The 20,974-nt window shown below is 72.5% G+C and carries 23 protein-coding genes and 1 pseudogene; 8 read left to right on the plus strand and 16 right to left on the minus strand.

From position 1 onward, the window contains the following. The first annotated feature begins 10 nt into the window (after positions 1 to 10). Positions 11 to 1,708: a methyl-accepting chemotaxis protein gene (locus ACFQS7_RS24955; protein WP_380069863.1), complete on the plus strand. Its 1,698-nt coding sequence runs from the start codon at positions 11 to 13 to the stop codon at positions 1,706 to 1,708. 173 nt (positions 1,709 to 1,881) lie between these two features. Here ACFQS7_RS24955 and wrbA read toward each other — a convergent pair whose 3' ends face one another. Continuing rightward, complete coding sequence (gene wrbA / locus ACFQS7_RS24960) at positions 1,882 to 2,517, minus strand: NAD(P)H:quinone oxidoreductase (protein ID WP_380069864.1); 636 nt, start codon at positions 2,515 to 2,517, stop codon at positions 1,882 to 1,884. A 70-nt stretch (positions 2,518 to 2,587) separates the two neighbouring features. Next, the gene (uraH, locus tag ACFQS7_RS24965) at positions 2,588 to 2,944 is read right to left on the minus strand and encodes a hydroxyisourate hydrolase (RefSeq protein ID WP_380069865.1); all 357 of its coding nucleotides are present in this window, start codon (positions 2,942 to 2,944) and stop codon (positions 2,588 to 2,590) included. Between the two features lie 115 nt (positions 2,945 to 3,059). Here uraH and ACFQS7_RS24970 point away from each other — a divergent pair, with 115 nt between their 5' ends. Further along, positions 3,060 to 4,340, plus strand: coding sequence for a M20 family metallo-hydrolase (locus ACFQS7_RS24970; RefSeq protein WP_380069866.1), 1,281 nt, complete (start codon positions 3,060 to 3,062; stop codon positions 4,338 to 4,340). A gap of 18 nt (positions 4,341 to 4,358) precedes the next feature. On the opposite strand, the gene ACFQS7_RS24975 is transcribed toward ACFQS7_RS24970, so the two are convergent. From ACFQS7_RS24975 to folE, 6 genes are all read right to left on the minus strand, one after another. Further along, positions 4,359 to 4,559, minus strand: coding sequence for a hypothetical protein (locus ACFQS7_RS24975; protein WP_380069867.1), 201 nt, complete (start codon positions 4,557 to 4,559; stop codon positions 4,359 to 4,361). Positions 4,560 to 4,561: 2 nt separating this feature from the next. Continuing rightward, positions 4,562 to 4,819, minus strand: a complete 258-nt coding sequence (locus ACFQS7_RS24980; protein WP_380069868.1) for a hypothetical protein — start codon at positions 4,817 to 4,819, stop codon at positions 4,562 to 4,564. A gap of 165 nt (positions 4,820 to 4,984) precedes the next feature. Further along, entirely contained in the window at positions 4,985 to 5,668 is a 684-nt protein-coding gene (locus tag ACFQS7_RS24985; RefSeq protein WP_380069869.1) for an alpha/beta fold hydrolase, read from the minus strand. A 34-nt stretch (positions 5,669 to 5,702) separates the two neighbouring features. Further along, positions 5,703 to 6,170 carry a RidA family protein gene (locus ACFQS7_RS24990; RefSeq protein ID WP_380069870.1) on the minus strand — a complete coding sequence of 156 codons (468 nt, stop codon included), beginning with the start codon at positions 6,168 to 6,170 and terminating at the stop codon, positions 5,703 to 5,705. Positions 6,171 to 6,355: 185 nt separating this feature from the next. After that, positions 6,356 to 6,760 (minus strand): AtzH-like domain-containing protein, encoded by a 405-nt coding sequence (locus tag ACFQS7_RS24995; RefSeq protein WP_380069871.1) that lies wholly within the window; start codon positions 6,758 to 6,760, stop codon positions 6,356 to 6,358. Positions 6,761 to 6,965: 205 nt separating this feature from the next. Further along, a complete protein-coding gene (folE, locus tag ACFQS7_RS25000) occupies positions 6,966 to 7,577 on the minus strand; it encodes a GTP cyclohydrolase I FolE (RefSeq protein WP_380069872.1) in 612 nt (203 codons plus the stop codon). A gap of 175 nt (positions 7,578 to 7,752) precedes the next feature. On the opposite strand from folE, the gene ACFQS7_RS25005 reads away from it, so the two are divergent. From ACFQS7_RS25005 to ACFQS7_RS25015, 3 genes are all read left to right on the plus strand, one after another. Further along, the gene (locus tag ACFQS7_RS25005; RefSeq protein WP_380069873.1) at positions 7,753 to 9,171 is read left to right on the plus strand and encodes an amidase; all 1,419 of its coding nucleotides are present in this window, start codon (positions 7,753 to 7,755) and stop codon (positions 9,169 to 9,171) included. Between the two features lie 259 nt (positions 9,172 to 9,430). Continuing rightward, positions 9,431 to 9,616: a hypothetical protein gene (locus ACFQS7_RS25010; RefSeq protein ID WP_380069874.1), complete on the plus strand. Its 186-nt coding sequence runs from the start codon at positions 9,431 to 9,433 to the stop codon at positions 9,614 to 9,616. Further along, complete coding sequence (locus ACFQS7_RS25015) at positions 9,613 to 11,226, plus strand: ABC transporter substrate-binding protein (RefSeq protein ID WP_380069875.1); 1,614 nt, start codon at positions 9,613 to 9,615, stop codon at positions 11,224 to 11,226. The genes ACFQS7_RS25010 and ACFQS7_RS25015 overlap by 4 nt, the downstream gene beginning before the upstream one ends. A 160-nt stretch (positions 11,227 to 11,386) precedes the next feature. Here the strand turns inward: ACFQS7_RS25015 and ACFQS7_RS25020 are convergent, their stop codons facing one another. The 3 genes and pseudogenes from ACFQS7_RS25020 to ACFQS7_RS25030 form a co-directional block, all read right to left on the minus strand. After that, entirely contained in the window at positions 11,387 to 12,718 is a 1,332-nt protein-coding gene (locus ACFQS7_RS25020) for an acetyl-CoA hydrolase/transferase family protein (protein WP_380069876.1), read from the minus strand. A gap of 239 nt (positions 12,719 to 12,957) precedes the next feature. Further along, positions 12,958 to 13,234, minus strand: a pseudogene (locus tag ACFQS7_RS25025) (MerR family transcriptional regulator); the annotation flags it as partial. Between the two features lie 13 nt (positions 13,235 to 13,247). Beyond that, entirely contained in the window at positions 13,248 to 13,562 is a 315-nt protein-coding gene (locus tag ACFQS7_RS25030; RefSeq protein WP_380069877.1) for an integration host factor subunit alpha, read from the minus strand. A 202-nt stretch (positions 13,563 to 13,764) separates the two neighbouring features. Between ACFQS7_RS25030 and ACFQS7_RS25035 the strand changes: the two genes are divergently transcribed. Together ACFQS7_RS25035 and ACFQS7_RS25040 are read left to right on the plus strand one after the other, a co-directional pair. Beyond that, positions 13,765 to 14,913, plus strand: a complete 1,149-nt coding sequence (locus ACFQS7_RS25035; RefSeq protein WP_380069878.1) for an FIST signal transduction protein — start codon at positions 13,765 to 13,767, stop codon at positions 14,911 to 14,913. 5 nt (positions 14,914 to 14,918) lie between these two features. After that, positions 14,919 to 16,814, plus strand: coding sequence for a putative bifunctional diguanylate cyclase/phosphodiesterase (locus ACFQS7_RS25040; protein ID WP_380069879.1), 1,896 nt, complete (start codon positions 14,919 to 14,921; stop codon positions 16,812 to 16,814). A gap of 9 nt (positions 16,815 to 16,823) precedes the next feature. On the opposite strand, the gene ACFQS7_RS25045 is transcribed toward ACFQS7_RS25040, so the two are convergent. The 5 genes from ACFQS7_RS25045 to ACFQS7_RS25065 form a co-directional block, all read right to left on the minus strand. Then, positions 16,824 to 17,804 carry a beta-ketoacyl-ACP synthase III gene (locus ACFQS7_RS25045; protein ID WP_380069880.1) on the minus strand — a complete coding sequence of 327 codons (981 nt, stop codon included), beginning with the start codon at positions 17,802 to 17,804 and terminating at the stop codon, positions 16,824 to 16,826. A 14-nt stretch (positions 17,805 to 17,818) separates the two neighbouring features. After that, complete coding sequence (gene plsX / locus ACFQS7_RS25050; RefSeq protein ID WP_380069881.1) at positions 17,819 to 18,868, minus strand: phosphate acyltransferase PlsX; 1,050 nt, start codon at positions 18,866 to 18,868, stop codon at positions 17,819 to 17,821. A 35-nt stretch (positions 18,869 to 18,903) separates the two neighbouring features. Continuing rightward, positions 18,904 to 19,104, minus strand: coding sequence for a 50S ribosomal protein L32 (rpmF, locus tag ACFQS7_RS25055; protein ID WP_380069882.1), 201 nt, complete (start codon positions 19,102 to 19,104; stop codon positions 18,904 to 18,906). 114 nt (positions 19,105 to 19,218) lie between these two features. Next, the gene (locus ACFQS7_RS25060; RefSeq protein ID WP_380069883.1) at positions 19,219 to 19,731 is read right to left on the minus strand and encodes a YceD family protein; all 513 of its coding nucleotides are present in this window, start codon (positions 19,729 to 19,731) and stop codon (positions 19,219 to 19,221) included. Beyond that, entirely contained in the window at positions 19,721 to 20,278 is a 558-nt protein-coding gene (locus ACFQS7_RS25065) for a ubiquinol-cytochrome C chaperone family protein (RefSeq protein ID WP_380069884.1), read from the minus strand. The genes ACFQS7_RS25060 and ACFQS7_RS25065 overlap by 11 nt, the downstream gene beginning before the upstream one ends. Positions 20,279 to 20,355: 77 nt before the next feature. On the opposite strand from ACFQS7_RS25065, the gene ACFQS7_RS25070 reads away from it, so the two are divergent. After that, positions 20,356 to 20,898 carry an outer membrane protein assembly factor BamE gene (locus ACFQS7_RS25070; RefSeq protein ID WP_380069885.1) on the plus strand — a complete coding sequence of 181 codons (543 nt, stop codon included), beginning with the start codon at positions 20,356 to 20,358 and terminating at the stop codon, positions 20,896 to 20,898. Positions 20,899 to 20,974: the final 76 nt, after the last annotated feature.

The raw sequence follows: 20,974 nt of genomic DNA on the forward strand, positions 1-20,974 counted from the left end.
AGACCATTCGATGCTGCAAGCCTTCCGCGACCTGCGGATTTCGATCAAGGCGATGTTGCCGGTCCTGCTGCTGGCCGTGGCCGGTCTCGGGGCGGGCGGAATGATCGGCCGTACCCTGCTGACGACCAACGCCGCCTATTCCGACCTGCTGCAGCGCGAGGCCAAGGCCTCGACCCATGCCGCGCGGCTGAACGCCCTGGTCATCGACCTGGACCGGGAGGTCTGGGAGGCCGCGGCGCTGCGCGACCCGGCCGCGCTCGCGCGTGCGATAAGGGCCCTGGAAGCGATGCCGGCCGATGGCAAGGCGCGTGCTGAGCCGGTCCGTGCCGGTGTCGCCGGCACCCCGATGGCGGCCGACCTGGCGCGGTTCGAACGCGACTTCCCCGGCCTGGTCGCCAGTGGGATCCGCGGGCTGAAGCTGATCCAGGCCGGCCAGGCGACCGAGGCGCTGGCCTTCCTTCAAGGCGATTTCGCCCGCGACTTCGCCGACCTCCGGAACCTCTGCCGCAAGATCATGAACGACCTGCTGGCTGCGACGGATGTGCGGTCCGCGACGCTGACCGGCACGAGCGAGTCGGCCGCCCGCCTGGGGCTGCTGACGCTCGGGCTCGGCATCGCGCTGAGCCTGGCCGCCGGGATCTGGCTGACGCGGGCGACGATCCTGCGCCCCTTCGCCAGCCTGGATGCGACCGTCCAGCGTCTCGCCGCCGGCGACCACGCCGCCGCGGTCGCCCATGCCGACCGCGGCGACGAGATCGGCGCCATGGCGCGCGCGCTGCAGGGCCTGGCCGGCCGGCTGGCGGAGGCCGCCGCGCTGCGGGAGGAGCAGGAAGGGTTGAAGCGACGGGCCGAGCAGGACCGGCGCGAGGCCCTGGCGACGCTGGCCGACAGCCTCGAAGCGAGCGTCGGCGCGGTGGTCGAGGGCATCGCCTCGGCAACGACCGAGCTGTCCGCCGCCGCCACCTCGATGGTCGGCATTGCAGATTCGACCAGCCAGCGGGCCAGCACCGTGAGCGAAGCCACCGCGGTCGCCAGCGGCAACGTCGGCACCGTCGCCGCCGCGACCGAGGAATTGGCCGCCTCGGTGGGCGAGATCAGCCGCCAGGTCTCCGACAGCGCGCGGATGGCGGCCGGCGCGGTCGACCAGGCCAACCGGACCAACGCCACGGTCGCCAACCTGACCGAGGCGGCGACCAAGATCGGCGAGGTGACCCGGCTGATCGGCGACATCGCCGGCCAGACCAACCTGCTGGCACTGAACGCGACGATCGAGGCGGCCCGCGCCGGGGAGGCCGGCAAGGGCTTCGCTGTGGTGGCCTCCGAGGTGAAGGCGCTGGCCAACCAGACCGCCCAGGCCACCGGCAGCATCGCCACCCAGATCCAGGCGATGCAGGCCGCGACCCGCGACGCGGCGGCGGATATCGGCGCCATCCGCGAAAGCATCGGCCAGATCAACCAGGTGACGGCGGCGATCGCCGCAGCGGTCGAGCAGCAAGGCTCGGCGACCCGCGACATCGCCGAGAACGTCCAGCGCGCGGCGCAGGGCACCGCCGAGATCGCCAGCGCGATCGAGGGAGTGACCGGCGCGGCCGGAGAGACCGGCGGGGCCGCCAGCCAAGTGCAGGTGACCTCCTCGACGCTGGCGCGGCAGGCCGAGACGTTGCGGGCGGAGGTCGGCAGCTTCCTCGGCCGGGTCCGCGCGGCCTGAGCGGGGGCATGGGCCGGCGCGGCGGGGCATCGCCGGGCGGCGGCTTAAGCCGCCACCGCGACGCCGGCGCGGCCGCGCCCGAACCGCGGGGTGAGGCAGGCGGCGGGTAGGGAAAGCCGGGCCGGGCCAGGCCGGCGCCGGACAGGAGGTGTCGCGCGCCGGCCCCTCCGCCGCTACAGCGGCGAGCCGCCCTCCCCCGCGCCATGCCCGGCAGGCGCCAGCTTCGCCGCGATCTGCGCCACGTGGCGGCCCTGGAAGCGGGCCAGTTCCAGCTCGTTCGCGCTCGGCTGCCGCTCGCCCTTGCCGCCGGCGATGGTGGTGGCGCCATAGGGGGTGCCGCCGCTGACCTCGTCCAGCACCGTCAGGCCGGGCGCGCTGTAGGGCAGCCCGACCAGCACCATGCCGTGGTGGAACATCATGGTGTGCATGGCCATCAGCGTGGTCTCCTGCCCGCCATGCTGGCTCGCGGTGCTGGTGAAGGCGCTGCCGACCTTGCCGATCAGCGCGCCGCGCGCCCACAGCCCGCCGGTCTGGTCCCAGAACTGCGCCATCTGCGCCGCCATCCGGCCGTAACGGGTCGGGCAGCCGAGGATGATGGCGTCGTACTGGTCGAGCTCCTGCGGGGAGGCCTCGGGCGCCGCCTGGTCCAGCTTGGCATGGGCCTTCTCGGCCACCTCGCGCGGGACCAGCTCGGCCACCCGCTTGATCACCACCTCGGCGCCGGCGCCGCGGGCGCCCTCGGCGACCGCCCCGGCCAGGGTCTCCACATGGCCGTACATCGAGTAGTAGAGAACGAGAATGCGTGCCATCGCCGGGACCTTTCCGCTGTCCGCGGCATGACGCGCGGCGACCCGGGATGGTTGCGCCGGGGCGTGCCGTTCAGGACCCGCGATAGGTGGTGTAGCTGAACGGCGCACACAGCAGCGGCACGTGGTAGTGGCCCTGCCCGGCCGCGAGATGGATGCGGACCGGCACCACGTCGAGATAGGGCGGCTCGCTGGCCAGGCCGGCCGCCTGGAAATAGGCACCGACATGGAAGCGCAGCTCGTAGCGGCCGGGGATGAAGCCGGCCTCGGGCAGCAGCGGTTCGGCGTTGCGGCCGTCCCCGGTGGTCACCGTGGTGACGATGTGGCCGGGGTCGGGCTCCAGCCGCCAGAGCTCGACCGTCACCCCGGCCCCCGGCCGGCCGCGCGCGGTGTCGAGGACATGGGTGCTGAGATAGCTGTCATGCGCCATGGCGGGGAGGCTCTCGCTGGGGTCGCCGTTTCCTAGCACGATTCGCGCCGCGCCGGCTTGACGGCGGCCGGCGACGCGCGCTCTAGGCGCGACGACGGATCGGGACGAGGGTCGGATGGGCACGACGGTAGCGCCGAATGCGGTGGCGGCGGTCAGCGAGGCGCGGCAATGGGACCGGCTGATGGAGCTCGCGGCACTCGGCGCCATCACCGGAGCCGACGGCTCGCCGGGCGTCAACCGCCAGGCGCTCACCCCGCTCGACCGCCTTGCCCGCCGGCTGGTGATCGGCTGGGGCGCGGCGATCGGGCTGACCGCCTCGGTCGACGCGCTGGGCAACCTGTTCCTGCGGCATGAGGGGACGCAGCCTGATGCGGCGCCGGTGCTCTCCGGCAGCCACATGGACAGCCAGCCGGCGGGCGGGCGCTTCGACGGCATCTGGGGCGTGGTCGCGGCGCTGGAGGCGGTGCAGGCGCTGCGCGAGGCCGGCGTCAGCACCCGCCGCCCGATCGAGGTCGTCGCCTGGACCAACGAGGAAGGCAGCCGCTTCGCCCCCGGCTGCATGGGCAGCATGGCCTATGCCGGGCACAGCGCGCCGGACACCTGGGATGCGGTCACCGATGGCGAGGGGCTCCGCTTCGGCGACGAATTGCGCGCCCTGCTGGCGAGCGAGGCTGACCTGCCGCGGCGCGGCCTCGGCGTGGTCGAGGGCCAGGCACCCTTCGCCTATGTCGAGGCGCATATCGAGCAGGGCCCGATCCTGGAGGATGAGGGGATCGATATCGGCGTCGTCACCGGCATCCAGGGCAGCCGCTGGTTCCTGGTCGAGCTGACCGGCGAGAGCGCGCATGCCGGCACCTCCCCGGTCTCGACCCGGCGCGACGCGGTGCAGGACATGGTGCGGGCGATCACCGCGCTGAACCAGCTCATGGAGGACCCGGCCGACGTGCTGCGCTTCACCGTGGCGCGGATCGAGGTGGCGCCGAACAGCTCGAACAGCGTGGCCGAGACCGTCCGCTTCACCATCGACTTCCGCCACCCCGATGCCGCGGTGCTGATCGCGCGCGGCGACGCGATCGAGGCGACCATCAGGGCGGCGGTGAGGAATTGCGGCGTGGCGGTGACCGAGCGCTTCCATGCCCTGCCGGTGCAGTTCGCGCCCGAGGTCACCGGCGCGGTGGAACGCGCCGCCGCGGCGCAGGGGCTGCGCGCGAAGCGCATGCCGTCCGGTGCGTTTCACGACGCGCAGTTCATGGTGCCGCTCTGCCCCAGCGGGATGATCTTCATCCCCAGCCGGCGCGGCATCAGCCACAACCCGGCGGAGTATTCCTCGGCCGCGCAGCTGGCCCGCGGCACGCGGGTGCTGGCGCAGGTGCTGGCCGAGTTGGCGAACGGCTGAAGCCGGGCCGCCGCCGGATCAGCCGCCGCGCCGCCCGAGCATGCGGGCCAGCATGATCAGCACCAGGCCGGCGGCGACCACCCCATAGGTTTCCGGGTTTCGGCGGACCGCGGCGACCGCCGCCTCCGGGATCCAGAGCAGGGCGTCCCAGCCGATCCAGGCCGCAGCGAGGCCGAGCAGCACGAGCAGGCTGCCGAGGCCGGAGAGCCAGCGGGCCATGCTCAGCCCGGGCGCCGGGCCCGGTCCTGGCTGAGTGCCGACTCGACCAGGCGGCGGTCACGCGCCTCCTGCTGCCGGGCGCGGACGACCAGCACGGCCCAGACCACCGCGAGGCCCCAGGGCAGCAGCCCGGGCACCAGGGGCAGGATCATCAGGACAAGGCCCGACAGCCAGAGCAGCCCATTGAAGACCGCCTGGAAGGGGCGGCCGGACAGCAGGATGGCCAAGGGTGGGATCAGCAGGGCGAGGATCATCATCATCACGCAGCGAAACTTCCAAGGGGCCGGATGGTTGCCGCGCCGGCCGGGAACCGGGTCGCCCGGCCGAGATGGCCCGGACGGCGGCAGGATGCATGCGCGGCGGCGGGCCTGCCACGCCGCCCCGCCGGCGCCTGCCGGCACCGCCGCCCGCATCGGTGCGCGGCGTCAGCCGAGTTCGAGCAGCAGCGCCGCCAGCGCCTCCGGCGCCGTGATGTTCGGGCTGTGGCTGGCATCCAATGCGTGGAACCGCCAGGCCGGGTCGGCGCGGACGCGGTCGGCGAACTGGGCGAAGACGTCCGGCCCCTGCTTCCGGGTGCAATGGATGTAGCTGCGCGGGACGCCCGGCACGGCATTGGCCAGCCGCAATTTCTGGCTGAAGCAGCGGGCCGGCTGGTGCACCCGGCGCGGCAGGGTCCAGGCGAGGTCGGCCTCGGAGGTGTCGGGCGCCGCGGGGTTGGGCGGCACCAGCCAGCCGGCGATGGGTGCGGCGACCGGCGCGCCGCCGACCAGGTCGTGCAGCGACTGGCCGTCCCGCGGCACGAAGGCATCCAGGTAGCAGAGATGCCGGATCAGCCCCGGCACGCGGTCGGCCACGCCGGTCGCGACCATGCCGCCATAGCTGTGGCCGACCAGCAGGATGTCGCGCAGCCCCTCGGCCTCGATGACCGCCAGGATGTCCTGGACATGGGTCTCGAGGTCGATGAGCGGATGCGCCAGGTGGGCGCGCTCGCCCAGTCCCGTGTAGGTCGGGGTGAAGACCGCGTGCCCCGCCGCCTGCAGCGGCGGGCGCAGCTTCTTCCAGGCCCAGCCGGCCGACCAGGCGCCGTGGCAGATCAGATAGGTGGCCATGGCGATGCCTCGCTCGGGGTATCGGCGGCGCGGGTCAGGCGATCTCGAACATGCCCTCGACCTCGACCGCCGCGTCGCCAGGCAGCGAGGGCACCCCGATGGTGGTGCGGGCATGCCGCCCGGCCTCGCCGAAGACCTCGACCGCCAGGTCGGAGGCGCCGTTCATCACAACCGCATGCTGGGTGAAGTCGGGTCCCGCGGCGATGAAGCCGCCGAGCCGGACGACGCGGGTGACCTTGTCCAGGTCGCCGCCGCAGGCCGCCTTCACCTGGGCGACCAGGTTGACGAAGCAGAGCCGCGCCGCGGCCCGGCCGTCCTCCATCGAGACCCCGGCGCCGAGCTTGCCGGTGAAGGCAATCTTGCCCTCCCGCAGCGGGATCTGGCCCGAGACGACGACCAGTTTTCCGGCGAGGTTGTAGGGGATGTAGTTCGCCACCGGCGCCGCCGGGGCCGGCAACACGATGCCCAGTTCCGCCAGCCGTGCCTCGACCCTGCCCGCCATCGCCCTGCTCCTGTGTTTGACGACCCGATCCAGACCGCCGCGCCCTGCGGCGCTTCGGTCACCGGATGCTGTTTCCGACGATCCGATCCAGACCGCCGCGCCCTGCGGCGCTTCGGTCATCGGATGCTGTTTCCGGCGATCCGATTCAGACCGCCGCGCCCTGCGGCGCTTCGGTCATCGGACCGTCATGCCTTCGCCACGCGCCCGGGATCCGTGCCCGCCAGCAGCGAGACATGCGCCGAGACGACCTTGAAGCCAAGCCCGGGGATGCGCGCCATGATCTTGGTCTCGCGCCCGACCAGGCCGGTATCCGTGCGCTGGTACTCCAGATGGGTGCAGGCGACATCCTGGCCGAAGGCGGTGATGTGGACCTTCCGGATGGCGCGCGGCGCATAACGGGCGACCCCGGCGCGGAAGGCGCGGATCGCCTCGATCCCATAGAGGATCTCGGTGGTGCCGAAGCGCACCGTGCGCGGATCGGCCCAGAAGCTGTCGTCCAGCACCGCGGTGTCGTTCTCGGCGATGGCGCGCTCGTAGCGGTCGAAGACGGCGCGCGCCTCCGCGATCACGGTGGGGTCGTCGATCTGCATGCGGCCAGGCTCCTGCTGCGGTGCCAGGATGGCGCGAACGCTGCCGGGCAGGAAGGCAAGGCTGGGGAGGAAAAAGCATTTCCTCCCCAGACCCCTCTTTTGCTTTCTCTGGGTCGGCACCTGCCGCGCGGCAGGTCTCGACTCGGAAAAATAGAGGAGGGTCCAGGGAGGATGCTTCCTCCCTGGCCTTGCCTTCCCCGATGCCTCAGCTCCCCGTCCGCAGCAGCGCCATCAGCTCCCGCCGGGTATTCGCATCGTCGCGGAAGGCACCCAGCATCCGGCTGGTGACCATGGAGGCGCCGTGCTGGTGCACGCCGCGGGTGGTCATGCACTGGTGCTCGCTCTCGATCACCACGGCGACGCCGCGCGGCCGCAGCACGGCCTCGATCGTATTGGCGATCTGCGCGGTCAGCTTCTCCTGGATCTGGAGCCGCTTGGCATAGGCGTGCACGACGCGGGCCAGCTTGCTGATCCCGACCACCCGGTGCTCCGGCAGGTAGGCGACATGCGCGACGCCGATGATCGGCACCATGTGGTGCTCGCAGTAGCTTTCCAGCCGGATGTTCCGCAGCAACACGATTTCGTCATAGCCCTCGGTCTCGGCGAAGGTCCGCTCCAGCAAGGCAACCGGGTCGATCGCGTAGCCGGCGAAGAATTCCTCGTAGGACCGGACGACGCGGGCCGGCGTGTCCAGCAGCCCCTCCCGCGCCGGGTCGTCGCCGGCCCAGCGCAACAGGGTGCGGACGGCCGCTTCGGCCTCCGCCCGGCTCGGGCGGGCGGGTGGCAGGCGCGTCTCGGCGACCGGCGTGCTGGGCATGGGCATCCTCCCTTGGCAAAGCGACGGCAACGCGGCAGGGCCGCGCGGTATCCCCCTTGCGCCGCGCTTCGTTTCGGGCGGATGCTGCGCTGCGGGAGCAACGCGATGTCGCCGGCCTGGCCCAGCCCGGGGAGGTTGCCTTGCGCCCGCTCGAGACCCACGACCGGCATCGCTGATGCCGGACCTGCACCAGGCGACCGATCCCGCCCGCCTCGGCATCGCCGAGGCCGCCGCGCTGATCGCCCGCCGCGCCCTCTCCCCGGTCGAGCTCACCGCCGCGATACTGGACCGCATCGCCGCGCGCGACGGCGCGCTGCATGCCCACATCACCGTGCTGGGCGACACCGCCATGGCCGCGGCCCGGGCGGCGGAGGCCGAGATCGCGCGGCAGGGCCCGCGCGGCCCGCTGCACGGCATCCCCTACGGGCTGAAGGACAATTACGACACGGCGGGGATCCGCACCACGGCCGCCTCGCGCGCCCGCTGGGAGAATGTCCCGGCCACCGATGCGACGCTGCATGCCCGGCTGCAGGCGGCGGGCGCCATCCTGATCGGCAAGCACAATACCTGGGAATACGGCACCGGCCTGGGCGACCTGCAGGACGACCTGCCGATCCCCGCCCCGAACAATGCCTGGAACCCGGACTACTACACCGCCGGGTCCAGCAACGGCACCGGCGTCGCCGTCGCCGCCGGCTTCTGCGCCCTCGGCCTGGGGTCGGATACCGGCGGCTCGGTCCGGCTGCCGGCGGCGGCGCATGGGCTGCACGGCCTCAAGCCGACCTATGGCCGGCTGAGCCGGGCGGGGATCCTGCCCAATGCCTACACGCTCGACGTCGCCGGGCCGCTCACCCGGCGGGCGCGCGATGCGGCGCTGGCGATGAACGTCCTCGCCGGCCACGACCCGGCCGACCCGACCAGCCTCGATGTGCCGGTGCCGGATTACGCGCAGGGCATCGCCGGCGGGATCATGGGACTGCGCATCGGCATCCTGCGCCGCTTCCACGAGCGCGACTTCCCGGCCGACCCGGAGGTGGCCGCGGCCTTCGAGGCGGCGGTCGCCGTGCTGCGGGACCTGGGCGCCGAGCTGGTCGAAGTCGACCTGCCCTATTCCGTGCAGCAGTACCGCGACTGCATGCGGCCGATCTCCTCGGCCGAGGCGCTGTCGATCCACGGCCCCGACATAAGGGCGAAATTCCCCCTGATGGGCCATGCCCTACAGGAGAAATTCCTCGGCGCCATGGGCGTCTCCGGCGCCGACTACGTCACCGCGCAGCGCTGGCGGCGGCAGATGGCCGAGGCGACGGATGCCGCCATCCGGCCCTGCCATGCCGTGCTCATGCCCTGCGTGCTGACCCGGGTGCCGCGCTGGTCGGAGGGCGAGGCGCGGTTCCAGGAGTACATGATGGCCAGCGCCACCTGCGTGCTGAACGTGTCCGGCCACCCTGCCGCCAGCATCTGCGCCGGGTTCGACAGCGCCGGCCTGCCGCTCTCGCTGCAGCTCGTCGCGCCGCATTGCGCGGAGCCGGTGCTGCTGCGCGTCGCCCATGCCTTCGAGGAGGCGACCGGCCACTGGCGCCGGCTGCCCGCATGACGACCATGCCGTCCGATCGCCGCAGCGCCGTCAGGCGCGAAGGCGTGAATCGGCCGGTCGCGCTTACGCCGTCCGATCGCCGCAGCGCCGCCAGGCGCGAAGGCGTGAATCGGCCGGCCGCGCTTACGCCGTCCGATCGCCGCAGCGCCGTCAGGCGCGAAGGCGTGAATCGGCCGGCCGCGCTTACGCCGTCCGATCGCCACAGCGCCGCCAGGCGCGAAGGCGTGAATCGGCCGGCCTCCCGCAAGGAGGATCGAGCATGTCCGAGATGACCGAGGCCGAGGCGCAGGCCATGCTGCTGCGCGCCGGGATCGACCTGCCGGACCCGGCGCTGACCGCCCGGCTGGTCGCCGCCGCCGGCCGGATGCGGGCCGGCATCGCCCGGCAGCCGCAGGACCTGCCGGCCGGGCTGGAACCCGCCAGCGCCTTCGCGGTGCGGCCATGAGGCTCCGTCGCCGCCAGCTCGGCCTCCTCGCCGGCGCCGCCGCGCTTCCCCTCCCCTCGGCCCTCCCCGCCGGCGCCCAGGCGGAGACGGTGCTGCGCGTCGCCATGACGCTGTCCGACATCCCCTATCTCGGCGGGCAGACCGACCAGGGTGGCGAGGGCTGGCGCTTCGCCGGCTGCACGCTGCACGAGACGCTGGTGAACTGGGACCTCTCCCGCGCCGACCGGCCGACCCGGCTGATCCCCGGCCTGGCGCGGAGCTGGGAGGCCGATCCGGCCGATCGCCGGCGCTGGACCTTCAGGCTGCACCAGGCCGCGCGCTTCCACGACGGCAGCCGGTTCGACGCGGATGCGCTGGTCTGGAACATGCAGAAGCTGATGGACCCGCAGGCGCCGCACTACGACCCGCGGCAGGCGGCGCAGACCTTCGGTCGGCTGAACGCCATCGCCTCGGTCGAGAAGGTCGATGCCTTCACCGTGGCGATCACCACCAGGCTGCCGGACGCCATGGTGCCCTATTACTTCGGGCGGATCATGATGTCCTCCCCGGCGCAGTGGGAGAAGGTGGGGCGGAGCTGGGACGCCTATGTCCGCGCCCCCTCCGGCACCGGGCCGTGGAAATTCGACCGGCTGGTGCCGCGCCAGCGGCTCGAGCTGCTGCGCAACCCCGACTATTGGGACAAGGCGCGCATCCCGCAGACCGACCGCCTGGTGCTGCTGCCGATCCCGGACGCCAATACCCGCACCGCGGCGCTGCTTTCCGGCCAGGTCGACTTCATCGAGGCGCCGCCGCCCGACGCCGCGGCCCGGCTGAAATCCGCCGGCATGCAGATCGTCACCAACACCTACCAGCATACCTGGCCCTGGTTCCTCTCCCGGGTCGAGGGCGCGCCGACCGCCGACCTGCGGGTCCGCCGGGCGCTCAACCTGGCGATCGACCGGGACGGCATCGCCGGCCTGCTGCAGGGCTTCGGCAAGCCCGCGGTCGGCAACGTGCCCCCCGGCCACCCCTGGTTCGGCAAGCCCGCCTGGCAGATCCGCTACGACCCGGCCGAGGCGAAGCGGCTGCTGGCCGAGGCCGGCTACGGTCCGGCCAGGCCGCTGAAGCTGCGCGTCACCATCAGCGCCTCGGGGTCAGGGCAGATGCAGCCGCAGCTGATGAACGAGGCGATGCAGGAGATGCTGCGCGCGGTCGGCGTCGAGGTCGGCTTCGAGGTGATCGACTGGTCCACCATGACCCAGCGGCGCGGCCAGGGCGCGCAGATGCCGGACCAGGCGGGCATCTCGGGGCTGAACAATTCCTGGTCCTGGGTCGATCCCGACTTCGGCTTCCTCAGCACGCTGGACAGCACCAAGATCCCGCCGCGCGGCAACAACTGGGGCAATGCGAGGGTGCCGGAATTCGACCGGCTCTGCGCCGCGGTGCGGGCCGAATTCGACCCAGAGAAGCAGGACGCGCTGCTGGCCGAACTGCATGCGAGGATGGTCGAGGACGCCACCTGGCTGTTCGTGGTGCACGACATGAACCCGCGGGCGATGAGCCCGAAGGTGAAGGGCTTCGTCCAGGCGCAGCACTGGATCCAGGACCTGACCGCGATCCGGATGGGCTAGCGTCCGTTGGGTCGCGCGATCCAGGCCTTTCGGCGACTCCGCCTCAAGCCATCGCGCTCTACAGCGGTTTGCGTTCGAAAGTGAACGCGGCACCGCTGTATCTCTTTGTTTTAATAGCAGATTCACGCGTCCGGGCGTTCACGCCCGGCCACGATCTGCTCTAGCGGGCGCGCGGCAGCAGTCCCATGCCATGCGCCGCGCGTTCCAGCTCCTCGCGGAAGTCGGGATGCGCGATGGAGATCAGCAGCCGCACCCGCTCCGGCACCGAGCGGCCCTTCAGGTTCACCATCCCGTATTCGGTCACCACGTACATCATGTCCGCCCGGGTGGTGGTGACGGTGTTGCCGGGGGTGAGGTGCGGCACGATCCGGCTGCGCCGGGCACCCCGCCTGTCGTAGGTGGAGGGAAGGCAGATGAAGGACTTGCCGCCTTCCGACGCATAGGCGCCGCGGACGAACTGCGCCTGGCCGCCGGTGCCGGAGATATGCCGGTTGCCGTCCGACTCGGACGCCGCCTGCCCGGTCAGGTCGACCTGCGTGGTGCTGTTGATCGCCACCGCGCGCGGGTTGCGCATGATGACATGCGGCATGTTGGTATAGTCGAGCGCGTTGCACAGCAGGTCGGGGTTGCGGTCGATGGTGCGGTACAGCGCTTCCGACCCGACGGCGAAGGTATAGACCACCTTGCCGGGGTCGAGCGCCTTGCGCGCGCCGGTGACGAGCCCCTTGCGGTAGAGCTCGGCCAGCCCGTCCGGCAGCATTTCGGTATGGATGCCGAGATCCCTCACCCCGGCATCGGCCAGCAGCCCGCAGACCGCGTTCGGCATGCCGCCGATGCCGATCTGCAGGCAGGCGCCATCCTCGATCTCGGCGGTGATGAACCCCGCCACCGCCTGGTCGACCGCCGTCGCCGCCGGGTTGGGCAGGGTTGGCACCGGCGCGTTGTCGCCCTCGATGACGTAGTCCACCTCGCTGGCATGGACGCCGTTCGCCACGCCATGCGCATAGGGCAGCGTGGTCGAGGTCTCGACGATCACCAGCCGGGCGCGCTCGATGAAGGCACGGTAGTAGAGGTTGGCCGCGCTGAAGTTGAAGAACCCGGCGGCATCCATCGGGCAGCACTTCAGGATGACGATGTCGACCGGGTCGATGAAGCGCCGGTAGTAGTCGGGGATCTCGCCGAGGTTGACGGGCAGGTAGTGGCAGCGCCCGGCATCGTGCAGCTTGCGGTCGTAGCCGCCGAAATGCAGGCTGACCAGCTGCACGTGGTCGCCCGCCGGGTCGGCCTCGATCGGCGCGCGCGGCCGCAGGGTCAGCGCGCTGCGGATCGTCAGGTCCCGCAATTCGTGGATGCGGGCGCCGAGCGCGGCATCGAAGAGGTCCGGCTGGCTGTAGATGCCGCCGTATTCGAGCCACATGCCGGAGCGCACCAGGGAAGCCGCGGCCGCGGCCGAAATCGTCTCGGCGGGCCGTGCCGCGCGGCGCATCTGCATGCTGGCTCCCGTTGCGGCCGGCACGGCCGCGCTCCGACGACCAGCTTTGTCCATCCCGGCCGGTGATTGCAACGACCCCGTCGCCGCGCGACGCCAGGGCTGCCCGTTCGCGGCGGCCTACCGCCCGGCCAGCGCGTGCAGCTCCTCGGCCAGTTCCTCGAGTTCCTCCAGCACCGCCTTGACGCTGCCGGGCGGCGCCTCGGGCTCGCCCGGCGGTGATTCCTGCTCGCCCTCGGCCAGGCCGCCTTCGCGCAGCAGCCGTTGCACGCCCTTGATGGTATAGCCCTGGGTGTAGAGCAGGTCGGAGATCCGCCGCAGCAGGGCGATATCCTCCGGCCGGTAGTAGCGCCGGCCGCCGCCGCGCTTCAGCGGCTTCAATTGGGGGAATTTGGTCTCCCAGAAGCGCAGCACGTGCTGCGGGATATGCAGGTCGTCCGCCACCTCGGAGATGGTGCGGAAGGCGGTCGGCGCCTTGCGGGCGCGCAGCCGCTGGGCCTCGCCGCTGTCGTCGGTCATCGGCAAGCCCGGCTCACGCCTCGTCGTCCCCGTCGGCCATGGCCTGGCCGTTGATCCGCGCCTTCAGCACCTGGGAGGGACGGAAGGACAGCACCTTGCGCGGCAGGATCGGCACCTCGATGCCGGTCTTCGGGTTGCGGCCGACCCGCTGGCCCTTCTGCCGCACCATGAAGGTGCCGAAGGCGGAGATCTTCACCGCCTCCCCGGCCTCGAGGGCGCCTGCCATGCGGTCGAGCACGGCTTCCAGCAGCGCCGCGGATTCGTTCCGCGACAGCCCCACCTGGCTGTAGATCGCCTCCGCAAGGCTGGCACGCGTCAGCGTGTTCATGTGCAACTGGGTCCCGCAAGCCCTTATCCGACCTAAGAAACCTGCATCGGTTGCGGTGGTCAAGCGCGGGATCGCAGCGGCGCATCGAAGCTGGCCGGGCGTGGCCTTCGGGTTGCCTCGTACCATCGTCCCGGCGCTAACCGGGCCTTATCCCCTCGCGGCGCATCCTGCCGACCCGGCCCGGCCCGGCGGCTGGCGGAGGATGCGCATGCGCTGCGAGGAGAAGGTCTGGACCCCGGCCACCGGCTGGCGGGGCGGCGAGCCCATCGGCCCGGCGGCCGGGCTGGTGCTCTATTTCGGCGCGCGGGACGCGCTGGCGGACGGCGCCCGGCACCGGGAGTTGCGGGCTGCCTACCCGGGCGCCCTGGTGCTGGGCTGCAGCACCGGCGGCCAGATCCGCGGCGAGGAGGTGGAGGATGACGGCGTCGCCGCCCTCGCCATGGCCTTCCGCGCCACAGGGCTGCGCCTGGCGGTCGAGCCCGGTTGCGTACCGGCGCAGTCGCGCCGCTGCGGCGCGTCGCTCGGCCGGGCCCTGGCCGCGCCGGACCTCGCCGGGGTCTTCGTCCTCGCCGACGGGCTGCGGGTGAACGGCAGCGCGCTGGTCGAGGGCCTGGTCGCGGCGCTCGGTCCCCAGGTGCCGGTGACCGGCGGCCTGGCCGGGGACGGCCCGCATTTCCGCGCCACCCTGGTCGGCGCCGGCGACCATCCGCCGCAGGAGGGCCTGGTGGCCACCATCGGCCTCTATGGCGACGCGCTGCGCCTGGCCCATGGCAGCGCCGGCGGCTGGGAGGCCTTCGGCCCGGTCCGCCGCGTCACCCGGTCGGCCGGCAACATCCTGCGCGAGTTGGACGGCGCCCCGGCGCTCGACCTCTATGAACGCTACCTGGGGGAGGAAGCCGCCGGGCTGCCCGGCACCGGGCTGTTCTACCCGCTGCGGGTCTGGCACCCGGACCAGCCGGACCACGACGTGGTCCGCACCCTGCTGGCCATCGACCGGACGGCGCGCAGCATGACCTTCGCCGGCGACGTGCCGGAGGGCTGGGCCGCCCAACTCATGCGCGGCGGCGCCGAGCGGCTGACCGCAGGCGCCGCGGAGGCCGCGGCCCGGGCGGCGGGCGGCGTCCGCGCACCGGGCGACAGCGTGGCGCTGCTGGTCAGCTGCATCGGCCGCCGCCTGCTGCTGGGCCAGGCCACGCACGAGGAGATCGAGGCCGTGGCCGGCCGGCTGCCGCCGGGGGTCCGCCGCCTCGGCTTCTACTCCTATGGCGAGATCGCTCCCCACCCGGCCTCCGGCACCGCCGAGCTGCACAACCAGACCATGACCATCACCCTGCTCTCGGAAACGGCCTGACCCGCATGTCCCCCCTCCCGCAGCACCGGCTCTTCGCCAGGCAGCTGGCCCGCGCGACCGATGCCGCCGGCGCGGTGGACCTCGCCCGGCTCGGCGCCCAGGTCGGCGCCGCCTATGCCGAGGCCGAGCGCGACCGCCGCCGCACCGAACGCGCCATGGGGCTGATGGCCGAGGAACTGGCCGCCGCCAATGCCCGGCTCGAAGCCATGGTGCAGGCGCTCAGCACGCAGAACCGGCGGTTCGAGGCAGCGCTCGACAACATGCCGATGGGCCTGGCGATGTACGACGCCGCGGAACGGCTGGTGGTCGCCAATGCAAGGCTGAACGCGGTGCTGAGCCTGCCGCCCGGCAGCCTGCGGGTCGGCATGTCCTATGCCGAGGTGGTCGCCGCCTGCACTGCCGCCGGGCATTTCCCGGACGCCGATGCGGAGGAGGTCTATGCCGCGCGCCGCCGCATCTTCGCCCCCGGCAGCGCCTATGCCTTCGAGGAGCGGCGCGGCGACCGCATCGTCGCGGTCGCCGGCCGGGCGCTGGAGGGCGGCGGCTGCATCCTGACCTTCCAGGACATGACCGAGCGCCGCGCGGCCGAGGCGCGGGTCGAGCACATGGCGCGGCACGATGCGCTGACCGGCCTGCCCAACCGCGCCCAGCTCCGCACCCGGATGGAGGAAGCGCTGGCCCGCGCCCGGCGGGGCGAGCAATTCGCCGTCCTCTGCCTCGACCTCGACCGCTTCAAGGCGGTGAACGACACCCTGGGTCACCCTGTCGGGGACGAGCTGCTGCGCGCCGTCACCCTCCGCCTGCGCGCCCTGGTGCGGGAGACCGACACCGTGGTGCGCCTCGGCGGCGACGAATTCGCCATCATCCAGGCCACCCTGGCGCAGCCGGACGCCGCCACCGCCCTGGCCCGCCGGCTGATCGCCGAGCTGGCCGAACCCTACGTGATCGAGGGACACCAGGTGGTGGTCGGCGCCAGTGTCGGCATCGCGCTCGCGCCGCAGGATGGCGGCAGCGCCGACCTGCTGCTGAAATCGGCCGACCTGGCGCTGTACCGCGCCAAGGCCGATGGCCGCGGCACCTGGCGCTTCTTCGAGCCGGAGATGGATGCCCGCATGCAGGCGCGGCGGCAACTCGAGCTCGACCTGCGCCATGCCCTGGCGGCCGGCGAATTCCACCTGCTCTACCAGCCGCTGATCAACCTCGCCTCCGGCCGGATCACCGGCTTCGAGGCCCTGCTGCGCTGGCACCACCCGGAACGCGGGCTGGTCTCCCCCGCCGATTTCGTGCCCCTGGCGGAGGAGACCGGGCTGATCATGCCGCTCGGCGAATGGGTGCTGCGGACGGCCTGCATCGAGGCGGCAGGCTGGCCGCCCGGGGTCTCGGTCGCGGTCAACGTCTCCGCCGTGCAATTCGGCAGCCCGCGGCTGGTCGACGCGGTGGCCGAGGCCCTGGCCGAGTCCGGCCTCGCCGGCGCGCGGCTGGAGATCGAGGTGACGGAATCGATCATGCTGCAGGATACCGCGCAGACCATGTCGGTGCTGCACCGGATGCGGGCCTTGGGGATCCGCATCTCGATGGACGATTTCGGCACCGGCTACTCGTCGCTCAGCTACCTGCGCAGCTTCCCCTTCGACAAGATCAAGATCGACCAGTCCTTCGTGCGGGACCTGGAGAAGCGCGGCGATGCACGGGCGATCGTGCGTGCCATCTCCGGCCTCGGCAGCAGCCTCGGCATGCGGACCAGCGCGGAGGGGGTGGAGACCCCCGAGCAGTTCGAGCAATTGCGCGCCGATGGCTGCACCGAGGGCCAGGGCTGGCTGTTCGGCCGGCCGCTGCGGGGGACCGCGGCCCGGGCCTTGCTGCTGGCCCAGCCGAAGGTGGCCGAGCCGAGCGCCGTCTGAAGGGCGGCCTCAGAAGCGGGCGAGCGCCGCGCCCCAGGTCAGCCCGCCGCCGATGCCTTCCAGCACCATCAGGTCGCCGCGCTCGATCAGCCCGCGGCCGTCGGCATCGGCCAGCGCCAGCGGGATGGAGGCGGCCGAGGTATTGGCATGGCGGTCGACGGTCACCACCACGCGCTCCCGCGGCAGGCCGAGCTTCTTGCCCATCGCGTCGATGATCCGGGCATTGGCCTGGTGCGGGATCAGCCAGCGGATATCGGACTGCGCCAGCCCGTTCGCCGCCAAAGCCTCATCCACCACCGAGGCGAGCTTGGAGACGGCGTGGCGGAAGACCTCCTTGCCGGCCATGCGCAGGCGGCCGGCCTCGCCGTTCGAGCCCGCCCCGCCATCGACCAGCAGGATGTCGCCGAAGCGGCCGTCGGAGTGCAGGTGGGTGGACAGGATGCCGCGGTCGCTGGCATCGCCCCGGCCTTCGCCGGCCACCAGCACCACCGCGCCGGCGCCGTCGCCGAACAGCACGCAGGTGCCGCGGTCGGTCCAGTCGAGGATGCGGGAGAAGACCTCGGTCCCCACCACCACGGCGCAGCGTGCCTGGCCGGTGCGGATCAGCGATTCGGCCATGCCCAGCGCATAGACGAAGCCGGTGCAGGCGGCCGAGATGTCGAAGGCGAAGCCCCGCGTGGAGCCCAGCGCCGCCTGGATGCGGACCGCGGTCGCGGGGAAGGCGCTGTCCGGCGTCGCGGTGGCGCAGACCACCAGGTCCACCGCCTCGCCCGGGATGCCGGCGCGGTCGAGCGCGCGGCGCGCCGCCGCGGCGCCCATCGAGGAGGCGGTTTCCCCCGGGGCGGCGATATGGCGCTGGCGGATCCCGGTGCGCTCGACGATCCAGGCATCCGAGGTCTCGATGCCGAAGGCCTCGGCCAGCCCGTCATTGGTGACGATGCGTTCCGGCAGGTAACCGCCGCAGCCGGCGATGATGGCGCGGGTCACCATGGCGGTCTCGATCCCTAGGGCCGGGCGGGCGCCAGCGGCGCGGCCGGCACGGTGGATAGGCGGGCAAGGCCCTCGCGGATGCGGTCGTTGAAGTGGTGCGTCACCATGTCCATGGCAACGTCGACCGCATGGGCGAAGCCCAGCGCATCGGTGCCGCCGTGGCTCTTGACCACCACGCCGTTCAGGCCGAGCAGGATGGCGCCGTTGTAGCGCCGCGGGTCCATCCACTCGCGCAGCCGGTCGAGCGCCGGCCGCGCCAGCAGGTAGCCCAGCCGCGCCGGGACGCTGCTGGTGAAGACCTGGCGCAGCAGGTCGCGCATCAGCTTCAGCGCACCCTCGCCGGTCTTCAGCGCGACGTTGCCGGTGAAGCCGTCGGTCACCACCACGTCGACGGTGCCGGCGGTGATGTCGTGGCCCTCGACGAAGCCGTGGAAGCCGCTGCCGATATGGCTCTCGCGCAGGATGTCGGCCGCGGCGCGGACCCGGTCGTCGCCCTTCAATTCCTCGGAGCCCACATTGAGCAGGCCGAAGCTCGGCGTGGTCAGGCCGAGCACGGCGCGGGCGAAGGTCTCGCCCATCACCGCGAATTCGACCAGGTTGCGGGCATCGCACGCCACGTTGGCGCCGAGGTCGAGCATGACCACGTCGCCGCGGGCCGAGGGCATGATGGCAGCCAGCGCCGGCCGGTCGATCTCCGGCAGCGACTTCACCACGATCTTGGCCAGGGCCATCAGCGCGCCGGTATTGCCGGCCGAGACGACGCCGGCGGATTCCCGTGCGGCGACGCTGTCGATGGCGATGCGCATCGAGCTGTTGCGGCCCTGCCGCAGCGCCGCGGTCGGCTTCATCTCGGAGGAGATGACGTCCGGCGCGTGGCGGATCATGCAGACCTTGGCCGCCCGCGGGCGGCGGGCCAGCATCGCGCCGATGCGGGCCTCGTCGCCGACCAGCAGGAAGCGGGCCTGGGGATGCCGCTCGGCGGCAAGCTCCATCCCGTCCAGGACGATGTCGGGTGCGTTGTCACCCCCCATGGCGTCGATCGCCAGGGAGAAAGCGTGCGACACGATCTGCGATTCCTTGCCGGCCGGGGCCCGGCGGCTCAGGTGCGGACCACGCCCTTCACGGCGTCGGCGGCGATCACTTCACGACCGTCATAATGACCGCAGGAGCTGCAGACATGATGCGGGCGCTTCAGTTCGCCGCAGTTCGGGCACTCGGCATGTGCCTGGGCAGGCAGCGCCTCATGCGCCCGGCGCATACCGCGACGGGAGGGCGAAACCTTCTTCTTCGGAACGGCCATGGTGCCGAGCCTTTCTTGTCACAAACAGCAGGGTTCTGCGGGAGCGGGCGGCTGTAGCACCAGCCCCCCCCACACGCAAGCATCACGGCCCGGACCGGCCGGCCGCGGGCCCTTCTAGACCTTGCGGCGCAACGCCGCGAGCGCGGCGAAGGCTCCGGCGGAATCGTCGGTCGCCTCGGCCGGCAATTCCGCCCCCGCCGCCCGCGGATAGGGGTCGAGCGCCAAGGCGAGCTGCTCGGCCACCACCTCCCCCAGGTCGGCCACGTCGTGCGCGCATTCGATCTCGTCAGGGTCGTCCGGCCCTTCCGCCGGCTCCCGCCCGGCCGGCAGCAGCCGGCAGACGATCTCCTCGGCGACCCGCTGCGGCACCGGCTCCAGCGTCACCACGCACGCCTGCACCACCGCCGCCTCCAGCCGGCCGGTCACCACGACGGCACCGTCCTCATCCGGCTCCAGCCGCAGCGTGGCGCGCAGGCTGTCGACGCCGAGGATGCCGAATCGGCGGGCCAGCGCGGCGCATTCGGCCGCGGTCGCCACCAGCGCTTCGGTCCGTCCCTCCGGCCCGACACGGCCGAGCGGCAGCGGGCGGGAGAATTCGATCGGCCCCTTGGGCGCCTCAGGCGGCATCGGCGGACACCTCCGGGGCCGGGAACCGGACCTCGCCGCGCAGCAGGGCGGCCAGCGGCTGCTCCGCCAGGGCGGCGGCGACCTGCAGCGCCCGGGCGGCGAGCAGGCCGGCCGCCGGGCTCGCCGCGCCTTCGGCACGCCAGACATTGCGCTGCAGGGCGGCGGCCAGCGCCGCGGCATCGCCGGCCTCGACCGCGGCCTCGTAGGCCTGGGCGCGGCCATGGAAGGCCTCCCACATCGCCCGCACCCGGCGGCCGACGGCCAGGTCGCTGACCCCCATCTCCCGCAGGTTGATGTCCATGTCGGCGAACATGGCGTCGAACACCGCCTGGGCCAGCACCGCGCCGCGCTTGTCGGGGTCCTTCCGCAGCCGGCGGATCAGCAGCGCGACGTGCAGCCCGACCAGGTCGAAGCGGCCGTCCAGGGAATCCGGCACCCCGAGCGTCCCGAAGAACCAGGGGTCACGGGCAGCGGTGACCGCCCTGCCATATAATTCGAATCCGGCCCGCTCATGCGGCTTGCGGCGGAACAGGGCGGAGAGGCCCATGGCGGCGGGGTCCTTACGGTCGGTGATGCCGCAGCGAGGTTGACCATGCCGCGGCGAGGTGGCATTCGCGCAAAGACATGGATCGCCCCTCCCGCCCGGTCAACGCGCCGCCCCGCCGTCCGCGCGCTTCGCGCGGCACGGCACTCGTCCTCGTCGCCCTGCTGGCCCTGCCCGGCTGCAGCTTCTTCCAGGCGCCGACCATCCAGCGCGGCAACCGCATCACCGATGAACAGCTGTCCGAGATCACGCCGGGCGTGCAGACCCGGCAGGATGTCCAGGCGGTGCTCGGCTCGCCGACCCAGACCAGCACCTTCGGCGATGGCGTCTGGTACTACATCAGCAGCAAGACCCGGCAGCGGCCGGGCCGGGCGCTGTCGGTGACCGACCAGGAAACGGTGGTGATCACCTTCGATGCCCGCGGCACGGTGCAGGACATCAAGCGGGTCGGCGAGGACCAGGCGCAGGCCGTCACCATGGTGACGCGGGAAACCCCGACCCCGGGCAACGACCGGACCCTGCTGCAGGCGCTGTTCGGCAATGTCGGCCGGTTCGGGCCGGGGTCGAACCTGCAGACCGGCGGCGGCAACGCGCCGGGTGGCGGCTCGGGGACGCTGCGGTAAGGGGAAACGAGGCCGGGGGCAGGCATTCCCCCGGACCCCCAGCCATCCTTCCGGATTCGCCGGCACCGGCGCGGCG

The sequence above is a fragment of the Dankookia sp. GCM10030260 genome (assembly GCF_042666655.1).
Lineage (GTDB): Bacteria > Pseudomonadota > Alphaproteobacteria > Acetobacterales > Acetobacteraceae > Paracraurococcus.